This is a genomic window from Streptomyces sp. NPDC050315, assembly GCF_040655775.1.
Classification (GTDB): Bacteria; Actinomycetota; Actinomycetes; order Streptomycetales; family Streptomycetaceae; genus Streptomyces.
In genome coordinates this window covers 40625-65027 of the sequence record NZ_JBFAKN010000006.1, presented here as the reverse complement: position 1 = coordinate 65027, position 24403 = coordinate 40625, and the positions used below count along the sequence as shown (strand labels likewise).

Here is a 24403-nt window from a genome sequence, read left to right as displayed (position 1 = left end):
TCGTGACGGGGTAGGGGTGGGGCGAGGGGCCGCGGGGTAAATGGCCGCGCGGACGGGGACTCGGCTGTGCAGCAGCTGTGCGGGGTGCCGTACAGGGCCCCCGTGGGCGAGCGCTGTCAGTGCTCGCAGGTAAATTCGATGACCGGGTGGTGTTCCGGACGGTGTCCGGCGCGTGCCCGGCAATTCGACGATCAGTGGTACCAGTGGGAGTGATTCGCGTGGACCGTGTCGCGCTGCGCGGGCTGAAGGCCCGGGGACACCACGGCGTGTTCGCCCAGGAACGCGAGGCGGGCCAGGCGTTCGTCGTGGACCTGGTGCTGGGCCTGGACACCCGCCCTGCGGCGGCGACCGACGACCTCGCGAAGACCGTGCACTACGGAGTCGTGGCGGAGGAGGTCGTGGCGATCGTCGAGGGCGAGCCGGTCGACCTCATCGAGACGCTCGCGGAGCGGATCGCCGCCCAATGCCTGAAGCACCAGGGGGTGGAGGAGGTCGAGGTCGTCGTCCACAAGCCCGATGCCCCGATCACGGTCCCCTTTGACGACGTGACCATCACCATCACCCGGAGCCGAGTATGACCAGCAGTGACCCGACCGTACAGCCGGTGCCCGCCTCCGTGGTGGAGCAGGTGGACGCGGCGGACGTGACGCTCACCAATCCCAAACGCGCGGTGATCTCCCTGGGGAGCAATCTGGGCAACCGCCTGGAGACGCTGCAGGGCGCCATCGATGCGCTGGAGGACACCCCCGGCGTGCGGGTGAAGGCCGTCTCGCCGGTGTACGAGACCGAGCCGTGGGGCGTGGAGCCGGGCTCCCAGCCGACGTACTTCAATGCCGTGGTCCTCCTGAAGACCACCCTGCCGCCGTCCTCGCTCCTGGAGCGCGGCCACGCCATCGAGGAGGCGTTCGAGCGGGTGCGCGACGAGCGCTGGGGTCCGCGCACGATCGACGTCGACATCGTCGCGTACCAGGACGTTATTTCGCAGGACCCGGTGCTGACCCTGCCGCACCCGCGCGCCCACGAGCGCGCCTTCGTCCTCGTGCCGTGGCACGACGTCGACCCCGAGGCCAAGGTCCCCGGACACGGTTCGGTGGCCGAGCTGCTGGCGGAGCTGGGCCGGGGCGGCGTCGCGCCGCGCGCCGACCTGGAACTGCGACTGCCGGAGTGATCGTTGTCCCTACGGCTCTCCGGGGGCCGGTAGAGGGATCATGATGGTGTCCGGTGGACATGACGGCCGGCGCGTCCGCGTGGGCGCGTGGCCAGAACGGTGTGAGGGGCGACGAGCTCGATGAAGCAGCTAAAGATCAAGGTGCTGGTCGGGCTGTTCGTGGTGGCAGGCGTACTGGCCTGGGCCGGCGCCCGGCTGTGGGACGCGCTCGGCAGCCTGCCCAGCGTGCCGCTGGCGGCCCCGATCGTGCTGGCGCTGATCGCGGCCGTGCTGGCGGCGACGGCTCTGTCGCTGCGCAGCCGGCTGAAGGCCCAGCGCGAGCGGGTGCCCGGCGCGAAGGGCGTCGAGCCGATGATGGCCGCGCGGGCTGTGCTGTTCGGCCAGGCGAGCGCGCTGGTCGCCGCGGTCGTGAGCGGCCTGTACGGCGGCGTCGCGGTCTTCCTGCTGACCTCGGGCTCCGCGGCCCAGGGCCGCACGGACCAGACGGTGTACGCGGGCCTGGCGGTCCTCGCCGGCCTGGCGGTGGTCGCCGCCGCCGTCTTCCTGGAGCGCGTCTGCAAGCTCCCGGACGATGAGGACGAGGCGGGGGCAGCGCCTGCGTGAGGCGGCCGGCAGCTGCGTGAGGCGGCCGGTGGCTGTGTGAGGCGACCGGTGGCTGTGTGATGCGCGGGCGCGGGAGCTCTTTCGGGTGGCCCCGGGGCCGCTCGGGTGCGTCGGGGCGCGCCTTTGGGTAACCCCCGGGGTGGGGGACCCCGGAGCTGCACCCGTAGGCGCAGCGGCCTCTGCCACGGCCCGCGCCCGGTTCCGCCCGCCGCCCCGCCCCGCCCCCGAGCCCCCTCACGCGTCCAGTACCGACTCCAGGGCCACGTCCGCGCGGGAGATGTTCGCCGCGTCCGCCGTGGTCGAGCGGCGCAGGGCCTCGTGGAGGCGGCCCGGGGTGAGGACGCCGAGGAAGCGGTCGCCGTCCAGTACGGCGATCCAGCCCGCATCGTGCTGCAGCATCGTGCTGAACGCCTGCTTCAGGGGCGCCCCGACCGGCAGCCACGCCTCCATGCGCCGCGCGTGCTCGCGGACCGTGCCCTCCTTCGCGAGCGCGAGGGTGTCCGCCGAGACCCAGCCGTGCAGCCGGTCCTCGTGGTCCAGTACGACCGCCCAGCGGGCGCCGTCCGCCGTCATCCCGGCCAGCGCGCGCCCCACGGGGTCGTCGAGGTGGATGACCGGCGGCTGTTCGAGGTCGCCGGTCTCGATGGGGGTGACGGACAGCCGCTTCAGCCCCCGGTCGGCGCCCACGAACTCCGCTACGTACGGTGTCGCGGGCGCGCCCAGCACCGTCGCCGGAGTGTCGAACTGTTCGATGCGTCCGGCCCCGTAGACGGCGATGCGGTCGCCCAGCCGTACCGCTTCCTCGATGTCGTGCGTCACGAAGAGCACCGTCTTGCGGAGCGAGGACTGCAGCCGCAGGAATTCCGTCTGCAGGTGCTCGCGGACGACCGGGTCCACGGCACCGAACGGCTCGTCCATCAGCAGCACGGGCGGATCGGCGGCGAGGGCGCGGGCCACGCCGACGCGCTGGCGCTGGCCGCCGGAGAGCTGCTCCGGGTACCGGTCGCCGTACACGGAGGGGTCCAGGCCGACCAGGTCGAGGAGTTCGGCGGCCCGGGCGCGGGCCTGCTTGCGGGGCCGGCCGAGCAGGTGCGGGACCGTGGCGGTGTTGTCCAGCACGGTCTTGTGCGGGAACAGCCCGATCTGCTGGATCACGTACCCGATGCGCCGGCGCAGCTCGACCGGGTCGACGGTGGCGATGTCGGCGCCGTCCAGGAAGATGCGGCCGCCGCTCGGCTCGATCAGGCGGTTGACCATCTTCATGGTCGTGGTCTTGCCGCAGCCGGACGGGCCGACGAGCGTGACGAGCTCGCCCTCGGCGACCTCGAAGGAGAGGTCGTCGACGGCGGTGGTGCCGTCCGCGTAACGCTTGGTGACGTGCTCGAAGCGGATCATGCTCATGCTTCCCCATTGTCGTCGGTCCGCCGGGGGGCGGGATGAACGGGATGTTGCAAGTGAACGGCGGGCCGGGCCGATTGTCAGTGGTGGGGGATAAGGTCGCAGACAGTCACCGGATTGGTGAACGAGCGGACGGGGGAGGTGACGTGGCGTGAGCACGCCCATGAGCAGTACGTACGTGAGCGCGGCCGTGAGCCCGCGCGACTGCCTGCAGGCGAACGACTGGATCTGCGGTGAGTATCTCCGCAGTCGTGGCCAGGAGTTGGTGGACGCCACCGTCCAGCACGTCTGGATCACCGTCCTCTCCGTGGCCATCGGCCTGTTGGTGGCGTTCCCGCTGGCGCTGCTCGCGCGGCAGCGGCGCGGCGCGGCCGGGCCGGTGCTCGGCCTGACGACGATTCTGTACACGGTCCCGTCGCTGGCCATGTTCGCGCTGCTGACCCCGGTGTTCGGGGTCTCGGCCGCCGTGGTCGTGACGGGCCTGGTGCTCTATTCCCTGACGATCCTGGTGCGGAACATCCTCGCGGGCCTGCAGGCGGTCCCCGCGGAGGTGCGCGAGGCGGCCCGCGGGATGGGGTACGGCCCGCTGAGGCTGCTCTTCCAGGTCGAACTGCCGTTGGCGCTCCCCGCGTTGATGGCGGGACTGCGGATCGCCACGGTCTCGACGGTGGCGATGACGACGATCGGCGCGGTCGTCGGCTTCGGCGGCCTGGGCAATCTCATCGACAGCGGGATGCAGGGCTTCTTCAAGGCCGAGGTGCTCACGGCGTCCGTGCTGTGCGTGCTGCTGGCGCTGGTCGCCGATCTGCTGCTGGTGGGCCTGCAGCGGGCGTTGACGCCCTGGACCCGGGCCGGCCGGACGCGGCGGGGGCTCGGCGGGGCCGGAGGAATACGCCGGTCCGGACCCGAGCGGAAGGCGGTGGCCTGAGCGATGGACGCGATCACGGGCGCATGGGACTGGCTGGGCTCCGCCGCCAACTGGGCGGGGGAGAACGGCGTATGGCACCGCCTGGGCCAGCATGTGCAGCTCAGCGTGGTCTGCCTGGTCATCTCCTGTCTGCTGGCGCTGCCGGTGGCGCTGTATCTGGGCCACATCGGCAGGGGCGGGGCGCTGGCGGTCAATCTCGCCAACGTCGGCCGTGCGGTGCCGACCTTCGCGGTACTGGTGCTGCTGACGCTCAGTCCGCTGGGCAAGGCGGGGGACTGGCCGACGATCGTGGCGCTGGTGCTGTTCGCGGTGCCGCCGCTGCTGACCAATGCGTACGTCGGGATGCGGGAGGCCGACCGCGATGTGGTGGAGGCGGCCCGGGGGATGGGCATGTCCGGCCCGCAGCTGCTGCTCCGGGTCGAGCTCCCGCTCGCGTACCCCTTGATCATGACGGGGCTGCGGTCGGCGTCGGTGCAGGTCGTGGCGACGGTGACGCTGGCCGCGCTGGCCGGCGGCGGTGGTCTCGGCCGGATCATCACGGCGGGCTTCGGCAATTACGACACCCCGCAGGTGGTGGCGGGCGCGGTGCTGGTCGCGGGGCTGGCGCTGCTCGTGGAGGCGGTGCTGGTGACGGTGGAGCGGCTGTGCGACCCGATGCGCGGCCGCCGTCGGCGGCGGGCGGAAAAGACAGGTGGGCGGGGGCCGGTGGCGTGCTCCACTGGTTGACCTCGAAGACTGGATGGGGAGTTCGGATGAACAGCATGTCGCGTACCGCGCGGACGGCCCTTGTCGCGGGGACGGTGCTGGCGCTGGCCGCCGGGCTGTCCGCGTGCGGCGGCCAGAGCCTGGAGGAAAAGGGCGGCAAGAGCGAGGGCGGCAAGGGCACGATCGTGGTCGGTTCCGCGGGATTCACCGAGTCCCAGGTGCTCGCCGAGCTCTATTCCAAGATCATTTCCAATGCCGGGTACAAGACGTCCGTGCAGACGCTGAAGAATCGCGAGCTGTACGAACCGGCGCTGGAGAAGGGCGAGATCGATGTCGTTCCGGAATACGCCTCCACGCTCGCCGATTTTCTCAACGCCAAGGAGAACGGCGCCAAGGCGAAGTCGGTCGCGTCCAACGACGCGGACGAGACCGTCGCGGCACTGAAGAAGCTCGCCGAGCCGCGCGGACTGAAGGTTCTCCCGCACGGCGCGGCGACGGACCAGAACGCCTTCGCGGTCACCAAGGAATTCGCCGCGAAGCACAAGCTGAAGACGCTCTCGGACCTTGGCGACTCGAAGGAGAAGGTGAAGCTCGCGGCGGGCGAGGAGTGCGAGACCAGGCCGTACTGCCTGCCGGGCCTGAAGAAGACGTACGGCATAGCCGTGACGGGCATCGACCCCAAGGGCGTGGGCACGGTGCAGGCCAAGCAGGCGGTCAAGGACGGCACGGATCAGCTGGTGCTGACGACCACGACGGACGCCACGCTCGACAGCTTCGGGCTGGTGCTCCTCAAGGACGACAAGCACTTGCAGAACGCCGAGAATGTGCTGCCGGTGGTGAATGCCGAGAGCGCCGGTGACAGCGCGATCGCGAGCGCGCTCGGCAAGCTCACGAAGGTGCTCACGACGAAGGACTTGATCGAGCTGAACCGCCAGGTCGATGCCGATCGGCGCAAGCCGGCGGATGTCGCGACGGCCTATCTGAAGGAGAAGGAGCTGCTCAAGAAGTAACCAGCGGGAAACGGATTGCAGGGCGGGGCCCCATCAGCCTCGTACGCACGGTAAATTTCAGGCCATGCCACGAGGACGCCATCGCCATTCCCCACCCCTGCACCGGCTTCTTCCCCCTACGACGGTCGCCGGTGCGTCAATTGCCTGCGCCGCCGGTGCCTGGCTGGTCGGCGATGCGCTGGTGCTCCGGATCCTGGTCGCCGCCGCGGCCGTTGCCGCGGTCGGCGGTGCCGTGCTGGCCCGTACGTGGGACCGTACGGCCGGCAAGCGGGTCGCCGAACTCACCCGCGCCCGGGTGCGCGACGAGTGGCGGACCGAGGAGCGCGTCGCCGAACTGGAGACGGACGTCGAGGAGGCCCGGGAGATCCGGGCCGCACTGGAGACCAAACTCCGCGCCAAGCGCGCCGAGCTGGCCCGGCTGCGCAATGAACACGCCGCGCTGCTGCGCCGGTACGCCACGGCCGAGACCGAGCGGGCCAGCGCGCTGGAGGGCCGCCGCCGGCTCGCGATCGAGGCCACGGCCCCGGCGCGGGAGCTGACGGCGGGCGGCGCCGTGCCGGTACCGGGCCTGACGGCCGTCCGGCCCGCGGCCGTTGGCCCCGTCGCCGACGGAACGACGGCGGCCGCCATCACGCCGGGCACGCCGACTGCCGCTGCCGACGCCGCCGCCTCACCGGCTGCCGCTCCCGGCCGCGCTGCCGCGCGCCCGGCCACGGGCGCCGACGTGTGTCCGGCCACGGGGTCCGACGACGCCGCCTCCCCGGCTTCGGCCGCCGGTCGCGCCGACTCGGCGGCTCCCACCGCGCGTGACTTCCGTAAGGCGGACGAGGCGCTGTTGCGGCTGAACGAGAGCGCCGCCCGGCAGGAGGCCGCCCGTCGCGACGCCGCCCGGCGTGCGGAGCGGGAGCGGGCGGAGCGGCAGCGCGCCGCCGAACAGGCCCGCGCCGCCGCGCAGGTCCGTGCGACGGCCGAGGGCGCCCCCGCGCTGCGCCCGGTGCCGGCTGCCGCGGTCGCGCCGCTCAGCGCGCAGCACCGGCCCGCCTCGCGGGCGACCGGCGGCTTCGACTTCTTCGGTACGGGAGCGGGCCCGGCCTCCGGCGGCGGAACGGCCCCCAGTGCGGACCACACGGCCTCCGCCACGGGCCCGGTCGCCGTGCCCCAGGAGGCCCCGGCGGCGCCGCTGGAGGAGGATCTGGCGGACGTGGTGGGCGACGAGGCGGTGGCCGAACAGTCGGCTCGCGCGGCGGCCCGCCAGGCCGCGCAGGAGCCCGCACAGCCGCGCGAGGAGAGCGCCGCGCCGGAGCCCGCGCCCGAGGCCGGTTCCGACGAGCCCGCCGCCGGCGAGGTCATCGACCTGACCGCGCACGACGAGACGGAACAGATCGACGTCGTGGAGCTCCGCAGCGCGGCTTCACAGTAGGCGCGCGAGAGGCACGAGAAACGCCCGCACCGGTCACTGATCGGTGCGGGCGCTTTTACGTGTCCCAGAGCCGCGGGAAAGTTATCCACACCCTGTGGACGACCCTGTTGGTGTTGGCCCGGGCGATACCCGGCGTACAGCCGGCCACGCCCCGGCCGTCACTTGTCGATGTCGCCCACCACGAAGAACAGCGAGCCCAGGATGGCGACCATGTCGGCGACCAGGGTGCCGGGGAGCAGCTCCGTCAGGGCCTGGATGTTGTTGAACGAGGCGGAGCGGAGCTTGAGGCGGTACGGGGTCTTCTCGCCCTTGGAGACGAGGTAGTAGCCGTTGATGCCGAGCGGGTTCTCGGTCCAGGCGTACGTCGCGCCCTCGGGGGCCTTGAGCACCTTCGGGAGCCGCTGGTTGATCGGCCCGGGGGCCAGCTCCGCCATCCGGTCCAGGCAGGCGTCGGCCAGGTCGAGCGCGTTGTGCGTCTGCTCCAGCAGCACCTCGAAGCGGGCCAGGCAGTCGCCCTCGGAGCGGGTGACGACCTTCAGGGTGTCCCGCAGCTCCCCGTAGGCCAGGTACGGCTCGTCGCGGCGCAGGTCGAAGTCGACGCCCGAGGCGCGGCCGATGGGCCCGGAGACGCCGTACGCGTGCACCGCCTCCGGGGTCAGCACGCCGACCCCGCGGGTCCGGCCGCGGAAGATCTCGTTGCCCAGTACGAGGCGGTCGAAGACGTCCATACGGGAGCGGACCGCGGCCACGGCGTCCCGGGCGCGGCCCAGCCAGCCGGCCGGCAGGTCCTCCTTGAGGCCGCCGACGCGGTTGAACATGTAGTGCATCCGGCCGCCGGAGAGCTCCTCCATGACGTTCTGCAGCTCTTCGCGCTCGCGGAAGGCGTGGAAGACCGGGGTGATCCCGCCCAGCTCCAGGGGGTACGACCCGAGGAACATCAGGTGGTTCAGTACGCGGTTCAGCTCGGCCAGGAGGGTGCGCGTCCAGACCGCCCGCTCCGGGACCTCCATGCCGAGCATCCGTTCGACGGCCATCACGACGCCGAGCTCGTTGGAGAACGCCGACAGCCAGTCGTGGCGGTTGGCGAGCACGATGATCTGGCGGTAATCGCGCGCCTCGAAAAGCTTCTCCGCGCCGCGGTGCATGTAACCGATCACCGGTTCGGCGTGGCTGATGCGCTCGCCGTCCAGTACCAGGCGCAGCCGCAGCACTCCGTGCGTGGAGGGATGCTGGGGCCCGATGTTGAGCACCATGTCCGTGCTCTCCGCCGCACCGCCAATGCCGACCGTCGTCTCCGTCATGGGGACAGTCTGACAGCTCCGGCCGGCAGGCCGACCGGCTGGACCAGCCAGTGGAAGGCCCCGAGGCCGCCCGGGTCGGTCAGCTCGGCGGCCTCGCCGGCGCCGCTGAGGGCCCGCAGGTAGGCGGCGGGATCGGTGGTCGCGAGGGCCAGCGGCGGCCGGCTGCCGTCGACGCCCAGGGAGCGCAGCGCGGCCCGCTGGGTGAGCAGCAGCGCCCCGGTGCCGCCGGCCGCCGCGCAGGCGTCCAGCGCGACGTGTGCGGTGATGTCGCGGCTGCCGTCCGGTACGGGGGCGGCCTCGCGGCCGTCGCGGAAGCCGGTGAGGGTGCCGTACGGCGGGCGGGCCTCCCGTAGGTGCGCGTAGTCCGCGGTCACGGCGAACCCGCGGCGCAGCGTCCGTACCGCACGCGCCCACGCGGCGTCCCGCGGCCGCCCGATCTCGGCGCGGCACCCCGGTCCGCCGTCCCCGTCCATGGGACCGCCGTCCCCGCCAGTGGGCCACCATTCCGCCAGCCACGCCGCGTCCTCGCCCGTCACCGGCTCGCCGAGCCGTTCCGCGCCGTCCTCCGCGCGTACGAGTACGCGGCGCACCACGCCCTCCGGGTCCGTCTCGGCGACGTCCACCGGGACGTTGTCCAGCCACTCGTTGGCGAAGAGCAGCCCGGTGAGCGTCCCCGGGTCCGGCAGCTCGGGGAGCCAGGTGATGCGGGGGTCGAGCCCTTCGGGGCGGGGCGCCTTCTCGACGGCGTACGCACGCAGCCGCGCCGGGAGCGGGCGCCCGGCCGACGTACCGGTGGGCTCCCCGGCGGCCGACGCCCCGGCGGCCCCCGCCCCGGCCGCGTCCAGCGCCGCCAGGACGCCGCTCAGCAGCTCGCCGCGCCCCGCCCCGACGTCCAGGACGTCCAGCCGCTCCGGACGCCCCAGCGCCTCGTCCACGCGCTCCAGCAGCGTCGCCACGGCGCCCGCGTACTGCCGAGAGGCGTGCACCGAGGTGCGGAAGTGCCCGGCGGGCCCGGGGCCGTCGGCGCGCGTGTAGAAGCCGCCGGGCCCGTACAGCGCCCGTTCCGTCGCGTCCCGCCAGCCGCACCACTCGTTCGTCACGGCCCCACCGTACGGGCGGCCCGGGTACCGCCCGGCATCCACCTTGGGGAGTAGGGCGCGCGCCCAGGATCGCTCCTTCGGTTGACCCGTACACCTATACGCCCTGCCTACGCTGGGTGACGTGCAGCGTCTCTACGACTTCTTCCGCAGGCACCCGACAGGTGTGGACACCTTCTGGGCGCTGCTGCTGCTCGCGTTCTGCGGCCTGTGGCTGATGTCCGACATACTCACCGGCTCCGTCCAGCGCGCCGTCGGGGTGCTGGTCGTCCTCGCGCTGTGCACGGTCGTCGCGCTGCGTCGCAAGGCCCCGCTGAGGATGCTGCTGCTGGCGACCCTCGCGGGCGTCGCGCAGCTGGTCTTCGACGTGGAGTCGAATCCGGCGGACTTCGCGATGCTGGTGATCATCTACACCGTCGCGTACGGGAACGTCCGCTGGGCCTCCTGGTACGCGCTGGCAGGCGGCATCCTCGCGCCGATCCTGTCCAGACTCCGCTGGCACCAGCCCGACCCGTACTACACGATGTGGCAGGACGTGGTCGTCGTCGTCTTCCTGACCGTCCCGTTCGTACTGGCCTGGGTGATGGGCGACTCGCTGCGCACCCGGCGTGCCTACTGGGCGCAACTGGAGGAGCGCGCGTCGCGGCTGGAGAAGGAGCGGGCGACGCAGTCCCGGATTGCGGTGGCGGCCGAGCGCGCCCGGATCGCCCGCGAGCTGCACGACGTCGTCGCGCACAACGTCTCGGTGATGGTGGTGCAGGCCGACGGCGCGGCGTATGTGCTCAAGTCCGCGCCCGAGCAGGCCCAGCAGGCGCTGGAGACCATCTCCGGCACCGGCCGGCAGGCGCTCGCCGAGATGCGCCGGCTGCTCGGCGTGCTGCGGACCGGCGAGGGGGCCGAGGGCGGCGAGTACGTCCCGCAGCCCGGCGTCGACCAGCTCGCCGACCTCGTGGAGCAGGTGCGCGGCGCGGGCCTTCCCGTGGAGTTCACGGTGGACGGCCGGGAGCGGCCGCTGCCCAGCGGCGTGGAGCTGACCGCGTACCGCATCGTCCAGGAGGCGCTGACCAACACCCGCAAGCACGGCGGGCCCGGCGTCGCGGCGACGGTCCGCATCGTCTACGGGGACGAGAGCCTGCAGCTCCTCGTGGAGGACGACGGCCGGGGCGCGCAGCACGAGCTGTACGAGGAGGGCGGCGCCGACGGGCAGGGCCACGGCCTCATCGGCATGCGGGAACGCGTCGGTATGGTCGGCGGCAGCCTGGACGCGGGGCCGCGGCCGGGCGGCGGCTTCCGTATCAGCGCCGTGCTGCCGCTCGCACCGGCGCGTTGAGGCACCGGACCTACGTATGCGCCACGACCTACGGATGCGCCGCACCGGCGCACTTCTTGTTGACCGACGCCCCAACCGATGCCCCGAACCGATGCCCCCGAAGGGACGGACCCCCGCATGACCATCCGTGTGATGCTCGTCGACGACCAGGTGCTGCTGCGCACCGGCTTCCGGATGGTGCTGGCGGCCCAGCCGGACATGGAGGTCGTCGCGGAGGCGGGCGACGGCGTGGCCGCCCTGGAGACGCTGCGGGCCACCCGGGTCGACGTGATCCTGATGGACGTGCGGATGCCGAACCTGGACGGCGTGGAGACCACCCGGCGGATCTGCGCGGACGGGACGGCGGAGGACGCCCCGAAGGTGCTCATCCTGACCACCTTCGACCTCGATGAGTACGCGTTCTCCGCGCTCAAGGCAGGGGCCAGCGGCTTCATGCTCAAGGACGTGCCGCCGGACGAGCTGCTGGGGGCGATCCGCGCGGTGCACAGCGGTGACGCGGTGGTCGCGCCGTCCACCACCCGCCGCCTGCTGGACCGCTTCACGCCGATGCTGCCGTCGGCCGCGCCGCAGGAGGGCCGCCCGGAGCTGCGGCGGCTCACCGAGCGGGAGCGCGAGGTGCTGCTGCTGGTCGCGCAGGGGCTGTCGAACGGCGAGATCGCCGCCCGGCTGGTCCTCTCCGAGGCCACGGTCAAGACGCACGTGGGCCGCATCCTCACCAAGCTCGAACTGCGGGACCGCGTCCAGGCGGTCGTGCTGGCGTACGAGACGGGCCTGGTGCGGGCGGGCGGCGGCGCATCATAGAAGGACCGAGCCCCCTACGCAGCAGGGAGAGCACCGTGACCGACCGCAAGCCGCCGGGCGTCAGCTTCGAGACCTGGGTCGACCGGCAGATCAGGGAAGCCGCCGAGCGGGGCGAGTTCGACGATCTGCCAGGGGCCGGGGAGCCTCTGAAGGGCCTGAACAAGCCGTACGACGAGATGTGGTGGGTGCGGGACAAGATGGAGCGGGAGAGCCTGTCCTACCTCCCGCCCACGCTCGCGCTGCGCAAGGAGGCCGAGGACGCGCTGGCAGCGGCGCGCGGCGCCCGCTCCGAGCGCGAGGCCCGGCACATCGTCGCGGACATCAACGGCAGGATCCGGGAAGCGCTGAAGAACCCGCCTCCGGGGCCGCCGCTGGGCCTCGCCCCGTACGACCCGGAGGAGGTCGTGAAGGAGTGGCGCGCGGCGGTACGGGACCGGGTGCGGCAGCGGCAGGACCCGTAGGCCGCGCGCCAGCCTTGTGGGCAACGCGCACGCCCCCGTAGGCCGAGCGCTCGCCCCGTAGGCGCCCCGTCAGCGCAGAATGCCCTCCAGGAAGTCGCTCCCCAGCCGGGCGACGACCTGGAGGTCGAGCTGGTGCAGGACGTACCGGCCGCGGCGGCGGGTCTGGATCAGGCCCGCCTTCTTCAGGACGCCGAGGTGCCGGGAGACCTCGGGCGCGGTGATGCCCTGCTCCGCGGCGAGTTCGCCGGTGCTGTACGCGGTCCGGGCGAGGTTGCGGCAGATCCGGATGCGCACCGGGTGCGCCAGCGCCTCCAGGCGCTGCTGGAGCAGCTCCACGGAGGCCGTACGCGACAACTCGGGGGCGGCCACCGGGTAGTGGATCACCGGTCGCCAGCGCGGCGCGTGCAGCACCATCAGGTGCGGCCAGCCGAAGGAACTCGGGACGAACGTCAGCCCGGGGCCGACCTCCGGGTCCACGGCGGTGGTCCGGCCGTTGCTCAGCTTGTCGACCGTGATGCGGCGCTGCTCCTCGTCCACCGAAAGGGCCGTGGACACCTCCGTGAGCGCGTCGGCCAGGCCCTTGTGACGCAGCACCTCGGTCTTGTGCCGGGCATCGGCCGCCAGTTGCACGCGGACACGCTGCCAGACGTCCGCGAAGAACGCCTGGTCGCAGTCCTCGAAGAAGCGGCGTATCCAGGCCCGTACGGCGGGCGGGTCGGCCAGCAGCCGGCGCGCGAACTCCACCTGGCGCGGGCCGCGCGCCACCGCGCGCTCCAGCGCCTGGCGCCGCGACTCCGCGTCGACCAGCGGCGAGGGGCCGCCCTTGCTGTACTGGCTGGCGCAGGAGATCTCCAGCGCCGCCGCGACGTACAGCTCGTCGTCCAGCCGGTCGACCAGGTCCAGGTCCTCGGCGAGGGTCGCGCCGGGCATGCCGTGGGTGTCGGCGAGCGCCGCGAACGGCATCGAGATGTCGGAGAACGCCGGCCCCCACAGGAAGCCCGCCTCGTGCAGCCGGTCGGCCAGTTCCGGCTTCATCGCGCTGGACGTCGCCGTCGTCCAGCCGTGCAGCCCGGGGTGGTGGCCCGGCTCGGTGAGTGCGTGCAGCGCGGTACCGAGCTCCGCGAGTGGCGAGGGGACGAAGACGAAGCGTTCCTCCGGCAGGCCGGTGATGTCGATCTGGATCCCCACGTGTTCCTCCCCTGTGCGCGCGCCGTCGCCGGCCCGGTACGCCCATCATGCGCGACCCGTAGGGCGCGCCCGCCGACGTTTGACGGCTCCCGTCAATCGGCGTGCCCCGGGCGGCGCGCGCCGCCCACCGTGAAGGGCATGAACGCGATGCAGCAGCACATGATTGATGTCTACCGCGCAGCTCAGCGAGGGGAGGCCGGGCCGCCGCTGCCCGGTTCCGGCGACGTACGGGCGCTGCGGGCCGTGCGGGAGTGGCGGCGCTTCGAAGCCGTCGTCACGCCGCCCGCCGACCGGCGGCCGGCCCGGGGCCTGCTGCGTGCCGTACGGGCCCTCCTCGGGCGCCGTACGCCCGTCTCAGCCCCCGTCGGCCACCGCCCGCACCCGGGCCAGGAAGTCCGGGAGAACGTCCCGCACATCGGCGGCAGTCCAGCTCAGTGCGGCTGAGCCCACGGACATCTCGGTCCCGGACACGCCCGGTACGCCGCCCCACCAACGCCTGAAGAGGCTCGTACGGGTCTCCTCCGCCAGCCGCAGGGACGCCTCGTCCAGCACCTCGGGGGCGTACGGCAGCCACACCTGGAAGTCCTGGGTGTGCGGCGGGGCGGGATGCACACGGAACCACGGCACGCCGCACTCGGCCAGTCCCTCGGCCAGCGCCCGCGCGATCACCTTGGCGTGCGCGACGTACTCCGGGAGGCGGGGCAGCTCCCGGTCCAGGCCCGCCAGCGCGGCCAGCGCGACCGGCCACTGCTGGAACGGGAGGCCGCCGTACCGGTGCCGCCAGGCCCGCGCCTCGGCCACGAAGTCCTCGCTGCCGGCCAGCGCGGCGCCCGATATCCCGCCCAGTGACTTGTAGAACGACACGTACACGCTGTCGGCGAGATCGGCGATCTCCGGGAGCGAGCGCCCGAAGTGCGACGCCGACTCCCACAGCCGCGCCCCGTCGAAGTGCACCACCGCGTCGCGCTCCCGGGCCGCGTCCACCACGGCCACCAGCTCGTCCCACGAAGGCAGCACGAAACCGCCGTCCCGTAGGGGCAGTTCCAGCGTGAGCGTCCCGAAGGGCTCGTCCAGGCCGCGTACCTCTTCGGCGGTCGGAAGCCGGGGCTCCCGCGTCGGGTGGATCATCCGCAACCCGCTGACCACCGCGTACGCGTCCCGCTCGTGCACCTCCAGGTGCGACATCGGATGCCCGGCCACCGTGGCGTTGCCCGTGCGCCCCGCCCAGCAGCGCAGCGCGACCTGCTGCGCCATCGTGCCGGTGGGGAAGAACACCGCGGCCTCGGTGCCCAGCAGCTCCGCCGTGCGGCGCTCCAGGGTGCCGACGATGCCCTCCTCGTCGGCGTAGAAGTCCACCGGGGCGTCCAGGTCGTACGCTCCCGGGGCATCGGCGGTCAGCCGGGCCAGCCGCTCGGCGACGCTCTCGTCGCCCGCGCGGCGCATCAGTGCCCGGTCGCAGCCGCGCCACGCCGCCAGTTGGCGCGTCCGCGCCTCGTTGTCCATTCGTGTGCCCCGCCTTCCCCCTCGGTGTCCTGGGGATTGTTCCCCACCCCGCCCCTTCCCGTCACCGGGGCTCCGCCCCGGACCCGGTCCTCGAACCCCGGACGGGCTGGACACTCCACGAGACGCCCGTCTCACCTGCCGTCCGTCCCTCGGGGCGCGTCCGGAACACCGCGTAGCATGACCAGGAAACGTCCGGTACCCCCCGCGGACTGGAACGGAAGGCCATTGCCGCGTGAATGAGAACCCCCTTGCAGAGCCCCAGGACCGCCCCGCCCGGCTCACCGTCGGCGTCGTCGGGGCAGGCCGTGTAGGGCCCGCGCTCGCCGCGTCCCTGCAGCTTGCCGGGCACCACCCGGTCGCCGTCTCCGGCGTCTCCGACGCCTCCCGGCGGCGCGCCGCCGCGCTCCTCCCCGACGTGCCTCTGGTGACGCCCGAGGAGGTCCTCGCGCGCGCCGATCTGGTGCTGCTGACGGTCCCCGACGACGCGCTGCCCGGCCTGGTCGCCGGGCTCGCGGAGACCGGCGCCGTGCGGCCGGGACAGCTGCTCGTGCACACCTCCGGGCGGTTCGGCGCCGGGGTGCTGGACGAGGCCACCCGGGCCGGCGCGCTGCCGCTGGCCCTGCACCCCGCCATGACGTTCACCGGCACCTCCGTGGACGTCCAGCGGCTGGCCGGCTGCTCCTTCGGGGTCACCGCGCCCGCGGAGCTGCGGATGGCCGCCGAGGCGCTGGTCATCGAGATGGGCGGCGAGCCCGAGTGGATCGAGGAGGCCGCCCGGCCGCTGTACCACGCGGCCCTGGCCATCGGGGCCAACCACCTCGTCACGCTGGTCGCCCAGTCCCTGGAGCTGCTGCGCACGGCCGGGGTCGGCGCGCCGGACCGGATGCTCGGGCCGCTCCTGGGGGCCGCGCTGGACAACGCGCTGCGCTCCGGGGACGCCGCGCTGACCGGCCCGGTCGCGCGCGGTGACGCCGGTACGGTCGCCGCGCACGTCGCGGAGTTGCGCAAGCACTCCCCGCAGGCGGTCGCCGGATACCTCGCGATGGCCCGTACGACGGCGGACCGGGCGCTCGCGCACGGCCTGCTCAAGCCGGAGCTCGCCGAGGACCTGCTCGGCGTGCTCTCCGGAGACCCGGACCGCACGGAGGGAGGCACCCGATGAACGCCACCGCACAGCACCGGGCCGGTACGGACGCCCACGTCCCGTCGGCCGCCCCCGCTCCCGCGCCCGCCGGCCGCCCCCGCATGGTGAGCACCGCCGCCGAGCTGCGCGCCCTGCCGCGCCGCGGCCGCCGCGCCGTCGTGATGACGATGGGCGCGCTGCACGAGGGCCACGCGACGCTGGTCCGTACGGCGCGCGCGCACGTCGGCCCCGAGGGGCAGGTCGTGGTCACCGTCTTCGTGAACCCGCTGCAGTTCGGCGCGGGCGAGGACCTGGACCGCTATCCGCGCACGCTGGACGCCGACATCGTGGTGGCCGGGTCGGCCGGCGCCGACGCGGTCTTCGCGCCTGCCGTCGAGGAGGTCTACCCGGGCGGCGAGCCCCAGGTGCGCATCAGCGCGGGCCCCATGGGCGACGTGCTGGAAGGCGCTTCGCGCCCCGGGCACTTCGACGGCATGGCCACCGTCGTCGCCAAGCTGCTCCACCTCACGGCGCCGGACGTGGCCTTCTTCGGCCAGAAGGACGCCCAGCAGCTCGCCATCGTGACCCGTATGGCACGCGACCTGAACTTCCCCGTGGAGATCGTGGGCGTGCCGACCGTACGGGAGGACGACGGGCTGGCCCTCTCCAGCCGCAACCGCTACCTCTCGCCCGACGAGCGCCGGACCGCGCTGGCCCTCTCGCGCGCCCTGTTCGCGGCCCGCGACCGGCTGGCCGCCGAAGAGGCGCTGCGGGTGCGGGCCGGGTCCGGTACGCACTCCGAGGCACGCGCCATGGGCCTGGCCGCGATGGGCGAGGACCGGGCGGCGGCCGACGCGCACGCCCTCGCCTACGTGGCGTCCGCGGGCAGCCCCCAGGGCCCGGCCGTGGCCCGTGCGGCGGCCCGCGCCGTCCTGGAGGACGCAGCGCGCTTCGACCCGCCGCTGGAGCTGGACTACCTGGAGCTGGTCGACCCGGACGGCTTCACGGTGCTCCCGGACACGGAGCGGGCCCCGGACGACGGGCCGTACAAGGGCGGGTACGAAGGCGAGGCGGTGCTCGTCGTCGCCGCCCGGGTCGGTACCACCCGCCTCATCGACAACATCCGCCTCACTTTCGGGCCCGCCGTACCGCAGAGCGGACCTCCGTCAGCAGGAGAGCCACGATGACCGCAGGAGCTACCCGATGACCGGGCCCGGTATACGACTCGACGCCCCCGCGCCCGGCTGGGCCATCGACGCGGACGTCGTGGTGGTCGGCTCCGGCGTCGCGGGGCTGACCGCCGCACTCCGTTGCGCGGCGGCCGGCCACCGTACGGTCGTGGTCACCAAGGCCCGGCTGGACGCCGGCTCCACGCGCTGGGCGCAGGGCGGCATAGCCGCGGCTCTCGGCGAGGGCGACACCCCGGAGCAACACCTGGACGACACCCTCGTGGCGGGCGCCGGGCTGTGCGACGAGGCGGCGGTCCGCACGCTGGTCACCGAGGGCCCGGACGCGGTACGACGGCTGATCGCCACGGGCGCGCGCTTCGACCCGGACGAGGACGGCGCGGGCATCGCGCTGACCCGCGAGGGCGGCCACCACCGGCGCCGGATCGCGCACGCGGGCGGCGACGCCACCGGCGCGGAGATCTCCCGCGCGCTGGTCGAGGCGGTCCGCGCCAAGGGACTGCGCACCATCGAGAACGCGCTCGTCCTGGACCTCCTCACGGACTCCGAGGGCCGTACGGCGGGCGTCACCCTGCACGTGATGGGCGAGGGCCAGCACGACGGCGTGGGGGCCGTGCACGCGCCCGCCGTGGTGCTCGCCACCGGCGGCATGGGCCAGGTCTTCTCGGCGACGACCAACCCGTCCGTCTCCACGGGCGACGGGGTCGCGCTGGCCCTCAGGGCCGGCGCCGAGATCTCCGACCTCGAATTCGTCCAGTTCCACCCGACCGTGCTCTACCTGGGCCCGGAGGCCGAGGGGCAGCAGCCGCTGATCTCCGAGGCGGTGCGCGGCGAGGGTGCGCACCTCGTGGACGGCGACGGCGTGCGCTTCATGGTGGGGCAGCACGAGCTGGCCGAACTGGCGCCGCGCGACATCGTGGCGAAGGGCATCCTGCGCCGCGCCCTGGAGCAGGGCACCGAGCACATGTACCTGGACGCGCGGCACTTCGGCGCGGCCATGTGGGAGCAGCGCTTCCCGACCATCCTGGCGGCCTGCCGCAGCCACGGCATCGACCCGGTCACCGAGCCGATCCCGGTCGCGCCCGCCGCGCACTACGCCTCCGGCGGGGTACGGACCGATCTGCACGGCCGGACGACCGTCCCGGGCCTGTACGCGTGCGGCGAGGTCGCCTGCACCGGCGTGCACGGCGCGAACCGGCTGGCCTCCAACTCCCTCCTGGAGGGCCTGGTCTTCGCCGAGCGCATCGCGGCCGACATCGGAGTGCGGCCGCTGCCGCGCCCCGGGGAGCCGCGGCTGCCCGAGGGCGCGCCCGTACCGCTGCTCGCCCCTGAGACGCGCTTCGAGATCCAGCGGATCATGACGGCGGGCGTCGGCGTGCTGCGGTCGGCGGACAGCATCGCGGGCGCCTACAAGGCGCTCGTGCGGCTGGCCTCCAGGGCCTCGGCGGAATCCGAGGAGGGCAAGGCCGCCGAGCCCGGCGTGGAAGCATGGGAGGCCACCAACCTCCTGCTGGTCGCGCGGGCCCTGGTCGCCGGCGCCCGGGCGCGCGAGGAGACCCGCGGCTGCCACTGGCGGGAGGACCACCCCGACCGGAACGACGAGGTCTGGCAGCGCCACTCCGTGGTCACCTTCCGCCCGCCCCACACAGTGGTGTTCGGTATCACGGACTCCGCCGACTTCCCCGCCACCCATCCCGAAACGGAGCCGAACCCGTGAGCACGCCCGACGACCTCCCCCTCCTGCAGATCGGCCGGCCCGGCCAGAGCCCCTCGGACGCGTCCGGCGGGGGCTGCGGCGACGCCTGCGGCTGCGGCGCCGGCGACGACGCGTACGAGCTGGACCCGCTGGAGTGCGGCCTGGACCCGGACCTGGCGGCCCTGCTGGTGAACGAGGGGCTGGACCCGGTACAGGTCGAGGACATCGCGCACCTGGCCATCGAGGAGGACCTCGACCAGGGCGTGGACGTCACCACCGTCGCGACCATCCCCGAGGACGCCGTCGCCACCGCCGACTTCACCGCGCGCGACGCCGGTACGGTCGCGGGGCTGCGCGTCGCCGAGGCGGTGCTCTCCGTCGTGTGCACGGACGAATTCGCGGTCGAGCGGCACGTCGACGAGGGCGACCGGGTCGAGGCGGGGCAGAAGCTGATCTCGGTCACGGCCCGTACGCGCGACCTGCTCACCGGGGAGCGCAGCGCGCTGAACCTGCTGTGCCGGCTCTCCGGCATCGCCACCGCGACGCGCGCCTGGGCGGACGCCCTGGAGGGCACGAAGGCGAGGGTGCGCGACACCCGTAAGACGACGCCGGGCCTGCGCTCCCTGGAGAAGTTCGCGGTGCGCTGCGGCGGCGGCGTGAACCACCGCATGTCGCTCTCGGACGCGGCGCTCATCAAGGACAACCACGTGGTGGCCGCCGGCGGCGTCGCGGAGGCGTTCAAGGCCGTACGGACCGAGTTCCCCGGCGTGCCGATCGAGGTGGAGGTGGACCGCCTCGACCAGATCCCGCCGATCCTCGCCGAGGGCGCCGACCTGATCCTGCTGGACAACTTCACGCCCGAGCAGACCCGCGAGGCCGTGGAGCTGGTCGCGGGCCGCGCGATGCTGGAGTCCTCCGGGCGCCTGACGCTCGGCAACGCCCGTACGTACGCGGAGACCGGCGTGGACTACCTCGCGGTCGGCAGCCTCACGCACTCCTCGCCGATCCTGGACATCGGCCTGGACCTGCGCGAGGGCGACGCGCACGAGGGAGCCGGGGAGGCCGGGGCCTGATGCTGCTGACCATCGACGTCGGTAACACCCACACCGTCCTCGGCCTCTTCGACGGCGAGGAGATCGTCGAGCACTGGCGGATCTCCACCGATGCCCGCCGGACCGCCGACGAGCTGGCCGTACTGCTCAACGGCCTGATGGGGATGCACCCGCTGCTCGGCGAGGAGCTGGGGGACGGCATCGAGGGCATCTCGATCTGTTCGACCGTTCCCTCGGTCCTGCACGAGCTGCGCGAGGTCACCCGCCGCTACTACGGCGACGTGCCCGCCGTACTGGTCGAGCCGGGCGTGAAGACCGGCGTGCCGATCCTCATGGACAACCCCAAGGAGGTCGGCGCCGACCGCATCATCAACTCCCTCGCGGCCGTGGAGCTGTACGGGGGCCCGGCGGTCGTCGTGGACTTCGGCACGGCCACCACCTTCGATGCGGTGAGCGCGCGCGGCGAATACGTGGGCGGCGTGATCGCGCCGGGCATCGAGATCTCGGTGGACGCGCTGGGCGTCAAGGGCGCGCAGCTGCGCAAGATCGAGCTGGCCCGGCCGCGCAGCGTCATCGGCAAGAACACCGTCGAGGCGATGCAGTCCGGCATCCTGTACGGCTTCGCCGGCCAGGTCGACGGCGTCGTCCAGCGGATGGCGCGGGAGCTGGCCGAGGACCCGGAGGACGTGACCGTCATCGCCACGGGCGGGCTGGCCCCGATGGTGCTGGGCGAGTCCTCCACGATCGACATGCACGAGCCCTGGCTCACCCTCATCGGGCTGCGCCTGGTGTACGAGCGCAATGTCGGGCGGCAGTGACGCGGTACTGAATGCGGGGCGCCCCGCGGCGCCCCGTAAGGCGTGTCCGCGCAGCGCCCCGTGCGCCGCACCCGGGAATTCCAAATACCGGGGTTTTTGTCCGTTTAGTAATTAAAGTCGGGGCCATGCCCACGCCATACGGATACTGCGGCGGCATGGCGTTCAGCGCGGACGAACTGCGCGTGCTGCGCCGGGCCCTCGCCGCCGCCCTTCAGCCCACGACCGTCCCCGTCCAGGAGTGCCTCCGGCTCTCCGAGGAGCTGGACGAGGCGGCCCGCGAGAGCGGCCGGCTGCGCGACTTTCTCTTCGCCGACCTCGCCCGGTACCGCGACGCGCTCCCGGGCTCCGTACACGGCTATCTGGGGCGCCTCCAGGAGGCCCTGGCGGCCGGGCACGTCCCGGGCCCGGACGACCTCGGCGCGCTCCGGGTGCTGCGCTCGGTGAACGCGGGCCCGGCCGAGCGGGACCGCCGCACCGCCCTGCTGCGCCGCTGCGAGCAGGCCGCCGAGCGCTCCGCACGTGCCCGGCTGCGCGCCCTGCCCGGCGGCCGGCTGGCCGACGAGCCGGAGCGCCCGCCCGCCCCGAAGCCGGCGCCGCAGCCCGCGCCGAAGCCCCCGCAGCCCGGCCCCGCGGGCCCGCAGCCGAGCCGCCGCGGCCGCCCCGTGCCCACCCCCGGCGAGGTCTTCCCGCCACGCCGCCGGCCTTCCCCGCCCCCCGCGGCCCGGACGGCCTGAGCCCGGCGCGTACTCTGGAACCCTCGTCGCACAAGGAGGCCCTCGGCATGGATTACGTATCGGCGCTGCTGCCCCCCGTAGTGATGGCCATCGCCTTCACCGCGGTCATCGTGACGATGATCAAGAGCCAGGGCGGCGCGAACAAGACGAAGGAAGACGCGGCCGTGGACGCCGTGCTCCAGAGCGCCGAGTCCGCCCGCCAGGAGGCGAAGGCGCAAGGCGCCTGAATCGCGCCCCGGAGCGGCATGATCCGTTCCGGTCTTCGAGCTTCGCGAATGTGGCGTACGGCCCGGGATTGCACATCCCGGGCCGTACGTCTTTTTCTGCGATGAATCGGTCGCTCGCCGACGCGAACACACGGCATTCTGGACATCTCCCACTATTGTTCTCGTGTGCCGAGACGTTTGGGTGAACTGGAAGATGCCGTCATGACGCGGGTCTGGCAGTGGAACCGGCCGGTAACCGTTCGGGAAGTACTCGAAGATCTGCAGAAGGAACGGTCCATCGCGTACACCACGGTGATGACCGTATTGGACAACCTTCACCAGAAGGGCTGGGTACGACGAGAAGCGGAAGGCCGGGCCTATAGATATGAGGCGGTGTCCACTCGCGCCGCCTACTCGGCCGCACTGATGAACGAAGCGTGGTCCGTGAGCGACAACCCCGCGGCCGCCCTCGTCGCCTTCTTCGGGATGATGTCGCAGGAACAGCGGCAGGCCCTCAGTGATGCCATGCGCGTCGTCCAAGCGGGGACCCCGGAGGAAGTCGCGGAACCCGGCTCCGGAGCGGAGGAGTCGGAACGATAGCGTCCTTGCATGCCACCGCTATCGAATGGCGTCACCGTCCGCCGGGCCCGGACCAGTGATGTGCCCGCCGTACGCCGCCTCATCGACTCCTACTCGCGTGACGGGATCCTGCTGGACAAAGCCACCGTCACGCTTTACGAGGACATCCAGGAGTTCTGGGTCGCCGAGCGCGACGAGGACGCCGAGGTGGTGGGTTGCGGCGCCCTGCACGTCATGTGGGAAGACCTCGCCGAGGTCCGTACCCTCGCCGTCGCCCCGCAGCTCAAGGGCGCGGGCGTGGGGCATCAGGTACTGGACAAGCTGCTCCGTACAGCAAGGTGGCTGGGAGTGCGCCGTATTTTCTGTCTGACCTTCGAAGTCGACTTCTTCGTCAAGCACGGCTTCGTGGAGATCGGCGAGACTCCGGTCGACGGCGATGTCTACAGCGAGCTGCTGCGTTCCTATGACGAGGGCGTCGCCGAGTTCCTCGGTCTCGAACGAGTGAAGCCCAACACCCTAGGCAACAGTCGCATGCTTCTGCACCTGTGATCAGCGTTCTATGTCCGAATCGCGCCCCTATCTCATAGCTGTCGAAGCCGGTGTTCCCCGCACCCGTCGCATCTGAACCCGACCCGGGGGTTTGTGTTTTTCCCGGAAAAGCGGTTTGCTTTCCGTCGTAATCCACATTCGATGAAAGGGAAACCGGTGGCACAGAAGGTTCAGGTTCTTCTTGTCGACGACCTCGACGGTGGCGAGGCGGACGAGACCGTGACGTTCGCGCTCGACGGTAAGTCCTATGAGATCGACCTCAGCAACGGCAACGCGGAGAAGCTGCGCGACGCCCTTGAGACGTTCGTGAAGGCCGGCCGTCGTACCGGTCGTGCCGCGAGCGGCCGTGGCAAGGCGCGCGCCGCCTCGTCCGGCAACAAGGACACTGCTGAGATCCGTAAGTGGGCCAAGGAGAACGGCTACGAGGTCAATGACCGCGGCCGCGTCCCCGCGACCGTCCGCGAGGCGTACGAGAAGGCCAACGGCTGATCACCGCGGAAGCGATCCGTTCGACCTTTTCTTACGCGCAGCAACCGGGCCCGGTGGCATTCCGTGGCCGCCACGCTCACGAGCCGTACGAGGTCGGGGGCGCGCCCCATACGTGACGTACGGGGAACCCCACCACCGCCCCCGAGACCTGCCCCGCTCCCCGTGGAGGGCAGTGTCGCCTCGACATCGCAGCCCGGCTCCGGAGGCCGTACCCACGCGGCCCCCCACGGACCGAAGCCCGCAGGCAGCCCGGGCCCCGCTGCCGGGACCGGCGCCGTCGCCTCTCGCGCGGCCGGCGTCCAGGGCGCCACAGGCGGTGGCGCGGGCATCAGGTCACCGGAGCCGAGAGCGGTCAGCTCCAGGCTCACCGAGCCCCACTCCAGCCACTCCAGCATCCCTGGCAGCTCGTCCGCCGCGCCGGTGGCCACCAGAAGGCGCAGGACCGGTTCTCCGGGCTCCTGGGAGGCGTACGGGCGCCCCTGGCTCCTGCCGAGCGCGACCGGGCCCGTGCGCCCGGCACGGCGCAGCGTGGCGAATCCGGCGTCCGCGGGCATCTCCAGGACGTCGAAGCGGATTCCCGTGCGCAGCCGGAGCGGCTCCCCGCCGGCCGTCGGCCAGCCCAGCGCCTGTTCGTACCACTGCCGCGCGGCAGGGCCTGCGGCGTGCAGCGGGTCGCGGGGGCGCGGGAGCGCGAGGGCCATGCCCGGTGCAACTCCCGAAATGCTCAGAAGTTACGCTGGGTTGAAGTGTGGACACGTACCGTGCTTGTCCGGTGGGTATAGGACAGGCGTGCGGGCGCGTAAAACGGCGCAAGGGTGTTCGCCCGTAGCGGAGGAAGGCGGGCCGCGCGGATGGACTGTCAGAGGCAGCGGGTAAGACTTTTCCGAGGGGAGGGACGATGAATCGACGCTCTGAACGGGATCAATGCCACGGCCGCGCAAGAAGCGCGGGCGTGTCGGGCAAGGCCGCGTTCGCCATGGGCGTACTGGCATGGGGCGTATATGCCTGGCCTGCGGGAACATCGTCTCGCACCATCGGGTTGGAGCAGATGTCGGCT

Annotated in this window: 27 protein-coding genes; 21 read left to right on the top strand and 6 right to left on the bottom strand. The window is 72.7% G+C overall.

What is annotated here, in order from left to right; translation table 11 throughout:
* The first annotated feature begins 218 nt into the window (after positions 1 to 218).
* From folB to AB0I82_RS22520, 3 genes are all read left to right on the top strand, one after another.
* Positions 219 to 578 carry a dihydroneopterin aldolase gene (gene folB / locus AB0I82_RS22530; protein ID WP_031058505.1) on the top strand — a complete coding sequence of 120 codons (360 nt, stop codon included), beginning with the start codon at positions 219 to 221 and terminating at the stop codon, positions 576 to 578.
* A complete protein-coding gene (gene folK / locus AB0I82_RS22525) occupies positions 575 to 1168 on the top strand; it encodes a 2-amino-4-hydroxy-6-hydroxymethyldihydropteridine diphosphokinase (RefSeq protein WP_363259141.1) in 594 nt (197 codons plus the stop codon). Before folB ends, folK begins: the two co-directional genes overlap by 4 nt.
* A 120-nt stretch (positions 1169 to 1288) precedes the next feature.
* Positions 1289 to 1771 (top strand): DUF3180 domain-containing protein, encoded by a 483-nt coding sequence (locus AB0I82_RS22520; RefSeq protein WP_363259140.1) that lies wholly within the window; start codon positions 1289 to 1291, stop codon positions 1769 to 1771.
* A gap of 234 nt (positions 1772 to 2005) precedes the next feature.
* Here the strand turns inward: AB0I82_RS22520 and AB0I82_RS22515 are convergent, their stop codons facing one another.
* On the bottom strand, positions 2006 to 3166 hold the full coding sequence (locus AB0I82_RS22515) for a betaine/proline/choline family ABC transporter ATP-binding protein (protein WP_363259636.1): 1161 nt from the start codon (positions 3164 to 3166) through the stop codon (positions 2006 to 2008).
* A gap of 166 nt (positions 3167 to 3332) precedes the next feature.
* Here AB0I82_RS22515 and AB0I82_RS22510 point away from each other — a divergent pair, with 166 nt between their 5' ends.
* The 4 genes from AB0I82_RS22510 (at position 3333) to AB0I82_RS22495 (ending at position 7232) form a co-directional block, all read left to right on the top strand.
* Positions 3333 to 4097, top strand: coding sequence for an ABC transporter permease (locus AB0I82_RS22510; protein ID WP_363259635.1), 765 nt, complete (start codon positions 3333 to 3335; stop codon positions 4095 to 4097).
* 3 nt (positions 4098 to 4100) lie between these two features.
* Entirely contained in the window at positions 4101 to 4823 is a 723-nt protein-coding gene (locus AB0I82_RS22505; protein WP_363259139.1) for an ABC transporter permease, read from the top strand.
* Positions 4824 to 4858: 35 nt separating this feature from the next.
* The gene (locus tag AB0I82_RS22500; RefSeq protein WP_363259634.1) at positions 4859 to 5812 is read left to right on the top strand and encodes an ABC transporter substrate-binding protein; all 954 of its coding nucleotides are present in this window, start codon (positions 4859 to 4861) and stop codon (positions 5810 to 5812) included.
* Positions 5813 to 5876: 64 nt separating this feature from the next.
* Positions 5877 to 7232 (top strand): hypothetical protein, encoded by a 1356-nt coding sequence (locus AB0I82_RS22495; protein WP_363259138.1) that lies wholly within the window; start codon positions 5877 to 5879, stop codon positions 7230 to 7232.
* A 158-nt stretch (positions 7233 to 7390) separates the two neighbouring features.
* Here the strand turns inward: AB0I82_RS22495 and AB0I82_RS22490 are convergent, their stop codons facing one another.
* On the bottom strand, positions 7391 to 8533 hold the full coding sequence (locus tag AB0I82_RS22490; RefSeq protein ID WP_363259137.1) for an NADH-quinone oxidoreductase subunit D: 1143 nt from the start codon (positions 8531 to 8533) through the stop codon (positions 7391 to 7393).
* Positions 8530 to 9633, bottom strand: a complete 1104-nt coding sequence (locus tag AB0I82_RS22485; protein ID WP_363259136.1) for an SAM-dependent methyltransferase — start codon at positions 9631 to 9633, stop codon at positions 8530 to 8532. Before AB0I82_RS22485 ends, AB0I82_RS22490 begins: the two co-directional genes overlap by 4 nt.
* Before the next feature lie 121 nt (positions 9634 to 9754).
* Here AB0I82_RS22485 and AB0I82_RS22480 point away from each other — a divergent pair, with 121 nt between their 5' ends.
* The 3 genes from AB0I82_RS22480 (at position 9755) to AB0I82_RS22470 (ending at position 12222) form a co-directional block, all read left to right on the top strand.
* Complete coding sequence (locus tag AB0I82_RS22480; RefSeq protein WP_363259135.1) at positions 9755 to 10960, top strand: sensor histidine kinase; 1206 nt, start codon at positions 9755 to 9757, stop codon at positions 10958 to 10960.
* A gap of 117 nt (positions 10961 to 11077) precedes the next feature.
* Positions 11078 to 11761: a response regulator transcription factor gene (locus tag AB0I82_RS22475; RefSeq protein WP_363259134.1), complete on the top strand. Its 684-nt coding sequence runs from the start codon at positions 11078 to 11080 to the stop codon at positions 11759 to 11761.
* Positions 11762 to 11796: 35 nt separating this feature from the next.
* On the top strand, positions 11797 to 12222 hold the full coding sequence (locus AB0I82_RS22470; RefSeq protein WP_363259133.1) for a DUF1992 domain-containing protein: 426 nt from the start codon (positions 11797 to 11799) through the stop codon (positions 12220 to 12222).
* A gap of 69 nt (positions 12223 to 12291) precedes the next feature.
* Here AB0I82_RS22470 and AB0I82_RS22465 read toward each other — a convergent pair whose 3' ends face one another.
* Positions 12292 to 13404, bottom strand: coding sequence for a DUF5937 family protein (locus AB0I82_RS22465; protein ID WP_363259633.1), 1113 nt, complete (start codon positions 13402 to 13404; stop codon positions 12292 to 12294).
* Between the two features lie 144 nt (positions 13405 to 13548).
* Between AB0I82_RS22465 and AB0I82_RS22460 the strand changes: the two genes are divergently transcribed.
* Entirely contained in the window at positions 13549 to 13854 is a 306-nt protein-coding gene (locus tag AB0I82_RS22460) for a hypothetical protein (RefSeq protein ID WP_363259132.1), read from the top strand.
* Here AB0I82_RS22460 and AB0I82_RS22455 read toward each other — a convergent pair.
* Complete coding sequence (locus tag AB0I82_RS22455; RefSeq protein ID WP_363259131.1) at positions 13765 to 14913, bottom strand: beta-eliminating lyase-related protein; 1149 nt, start codon at positions 14911 to 14913, stop codon at positions 13765 to 13767. The genes AB0I82_RS22460 and AB0I82_RS22455 overlap by 90 nt on opposite strands.
* A 232-nt stretch (positions 14914 to 15145) precedes the next feature.
* Here AB0I82_RS22455 and AB0I82_RS22450 point away from each other — a divergent pair, with 232 nt between their 5' ends.
* The 10 genes from AB0I82_RS22450 (at position 15146) to AB0I82_RS22405 (ending at position 23346) form a co-directional block, all read left to right on the top strand.
* Positions 15146 to 16075: a DUF2520 domain-containing protein gene (locus AB0I82_RS22450; RefSeq protein ID WP_363259130.1), complete on the top strand. Its 930-nt coding sequence runs from the start codon at positions 15146 to 15148 to the stop codon at positions 16073 to 16075.
* Positions 16076 to 16158: 83 nt separating this feature from the next.
* Positions 16159 to 17223 (top strand): pantoate--beta-alanine ligase, encoded by a 1065-nt coding sequence (panC, locus tag AB0I82_RS22445; protein WP_363259631.1) that lies wholly within the window; start codon positions 16159 to 16161, stop codon positions 17221 to 17223.
* A gap of 16 nt (positions 17224 to 17239) precedes the next feature.
* On the top strand, positions 17240 to 18940 hold the full coding sequence (locus tag AB0I82_RS22440; RefSeq protein ID WP_363259129.1) for an L-aspartate oxidase: 1701 nt from the start codon (positions 17240 to 17242) through the stop codon (positions 18938 to 18940).
* Positions 18937 to 19992, top strand: coding sequence for a carboxylating nicotinate-nucleotide diphosphorylase (nadC, locus tag AB0I82_RS22435; RefSeq protein ID WP_363259128.1), 1056 nt, complete (start codon positions 18937 to 18939; stop codon positions 19990 to 19992). The genes AB0I82_RS22440 and nadC overlap by 4 nt, the downstream gene beginning before the upstream one ends.
* A complete protein-coding gene (locus tag AB0I82_RS22430; RefSeq protein WP_030260419.1) occupies positions 19992 to 20789 on the top strand; it encodes a type III pantothenate kinase in 798 nt (265 codons plus the stop codon). Before nadC ends, AB0I82_RS22430 begins: the two co-directional genes overlap by 1 nt.
* A 125-nt stretch (positions 20790 to 20914) precedes the next feature.
* Positions 20915 to 21523: a hypothetical protein gene (locus AB0I82_RS22425; RefSeq protein WP_363259126.1), complete on the top strand. Its 609-nt coding sequence runs from the start codon at positions 20915 to 20917 to the stop codon at positions 21521 to 21523.
* A 47-nt stretch (positions 21524 to 21570) separates the two neighbouring features.
* Entirely contained in the window at positions 21571 to 21750 is a 180-nt protein-coding gene (locus AB0I82_RS22420) for a hypothetical protein (RefSeq protein WP_363259125.1), read from the top strand.
* A gap of 165 nt (positions 21751 to 21915) precedes the next feature.
* Positions 21916 to 22329, top strand: coding sequence for a BlaI/MecI/CopY family transcriptional regulator (locus AB0I82_RS22415; RefSeq protein ID WP_078600582.1), 414 nt, complete (start codon positions 21916 to 21918; stop codon positions 22327 to 22329).
* A gap of 9 nt (positions 22330 to 22338) precedes the next feature.
* Entirely contained in the window at positions 22339 to 22857 is a 519-nt protein-coding gene (locus AB0I82_RS22410; protein WP_051831430.1) for an amino-acid N-acetyltransferase, read from the top strand.
* A 156-nt stretch (positions 22858 to 23013) separates the two neighbouring features.
* A complete protein-coding gene (locus AB0I82_RS22405; RefSeq protein WP_030260437.1) occupies positions 23014 to 23346 on the top strand; it encodes an Lsr2 family protein in 333 nt (110 codons plus the stop codon).
* Here AB0I82_RS22405 and AB0I82_RS22400 read toward each other — a convergent pair.
* The gene (locus tag AB0I82_RS22400) at positions 23277 to 24047 is read right to left on the bottom strand and encodes an SCO3374 family protein (protein ID WP_363259124.1); all 771 of its coding nucleotides are present in this window, start codon (positions 24045 to 24047) and stop codon (positions 23277 to 23279) included. The two genes, AB0I82_RS22405 and AB0I82_RS22400, sit on opposite strands and share 70 nt — an antisense overlap.
* Between the last annotated feature and the right edge of the window lie 356 nt (positions 24048 to 24403).

Bases quoted from the DNA above. Each gene is read 5' to 3' on its own strand.
- folK (WP_363259141.1), top strand. From the start codon at position 575: ATGACCAGCAGTGACCCGACCGTACAGCCGGTGCCCGCCTCCGTGGTG.
- AB0I82_RS22520 (WP_363259140.1), top strand. From the start codon at position 1,289: ATGAAGCAGCTAAAGATCAAGGTGCTGGTCGGGCTGTTCGTGGTGGCA.
- AB0I82_RS22515 (WP_363259636.1), bottom strand. From the start codon at position 3,166: ATGATCCGCTTCGAGCACGTCACCAAGCGTTACGCGGACGGCACCACC.
- AB0I82_RS22510 (WP_363259635.1), top strand. From the start codon at position 3,333: ATGAGCAGTACGTACGTGAGCGCGGCCGTGAGCCCGCGCGACTGCCTG.
- AB0I82_RS22505 (WP_363259139.1), top strand. From the start codon at position 4,101: ATGGACGCGATCACGGGCGCATGGGACTGGCTGGGCTCCGCCGCCAAC.
- AB0I82_RS22500 (WP_363259634.1), top strand. From the start codon at position 4,859: ATGTCGCGTACCGCGCGGACGGCCCTTGTCGCGGGGACGGTGCTGGCG.
- AB0I82_RS22495 (WP_363259138.1), top strand. From the start codon at position 5,877: ATGCCACGAGGACGCCATCGCCATTCCCCACCCCTGCACCGGCTTCTT.
- AB0I82_RS22490 (WP_363259137.1), bottom strand. From the start codon at position 8,533: ATGACGGAGACGACGGTCGGCATTGGCGGTGCGGCGGAGAGCACGGAC.
- AB0I82_RS22475 (WP_363259134.1), top strand. From the start codon at position 11,078: ATGACCATCCGTGTGATGCTCGTCGACGACCAGGTGCTGCTGCGCACC.
- AB0I82_RS22460 (WP_363259132.1), top strand. From the start codon at position 13,549: ATGAACGCGATGCAGCAGCACATGATTGATGTCTACCGCGCAGCTCAG.
- AB0I82_RS22455 (WP_363259131.1), bottom strand. From the start codon at position 14,913: ATGGACAACGAGGCGCGGACGCGCCAACTGGCGGCGTGGCGCGGCTGC.
- panC (WP_363259631.1), top strand. From the start codon at position 16,159: ATGGTGAGCACCGCCGCCGAGCTGCGCGCCCTGCCGCGCCGCGGCCGC.
- AB0I82_RS22440 (WP_363259129.1), top strand. From the start codon at position 17,240: ATGACCGGGCCCGGTATACGACTCGACGCCCCCGCGCCCGGCTGGGCC.
- AB0I82_RS22430 (WP_030260419.1), top strand. From the start codon at position 19,992: ATGCTGCTGACCATCGACGTCGGTAACACCCACACCGTCCTCGGCCTC.
- AB0I82_RS22425 (WP_363259126.1), top strand. From the start codon at position 20,915: ATGCCCACGCCATACGGATACTGCGGCGGCATGGCGTTCAGCGCGGAC.
- AB0I82_RS22420 (WP_363259125.1), top strand. From the start codon at position 21,571: ATGGATTACGTATCGGCGCTGCTGCCCCCCGTAGTGATGGCCATCGCC.
- AB0I82_RS22410 (WP_051831430.1), top strand. From the start codon at position 22,339: ATGCCACCGCTATCGAATGGCGTCACCGTCCGCCGGGCCCGGACCAGT.
- AB0I82_RS22400 (WP_363259124.1), bottom strand. From the start codon at position 24,047: ATGGCCCTCGCGCTCCCGCGCCCCCGCGACCCGCTGCACGCCGCAGGC.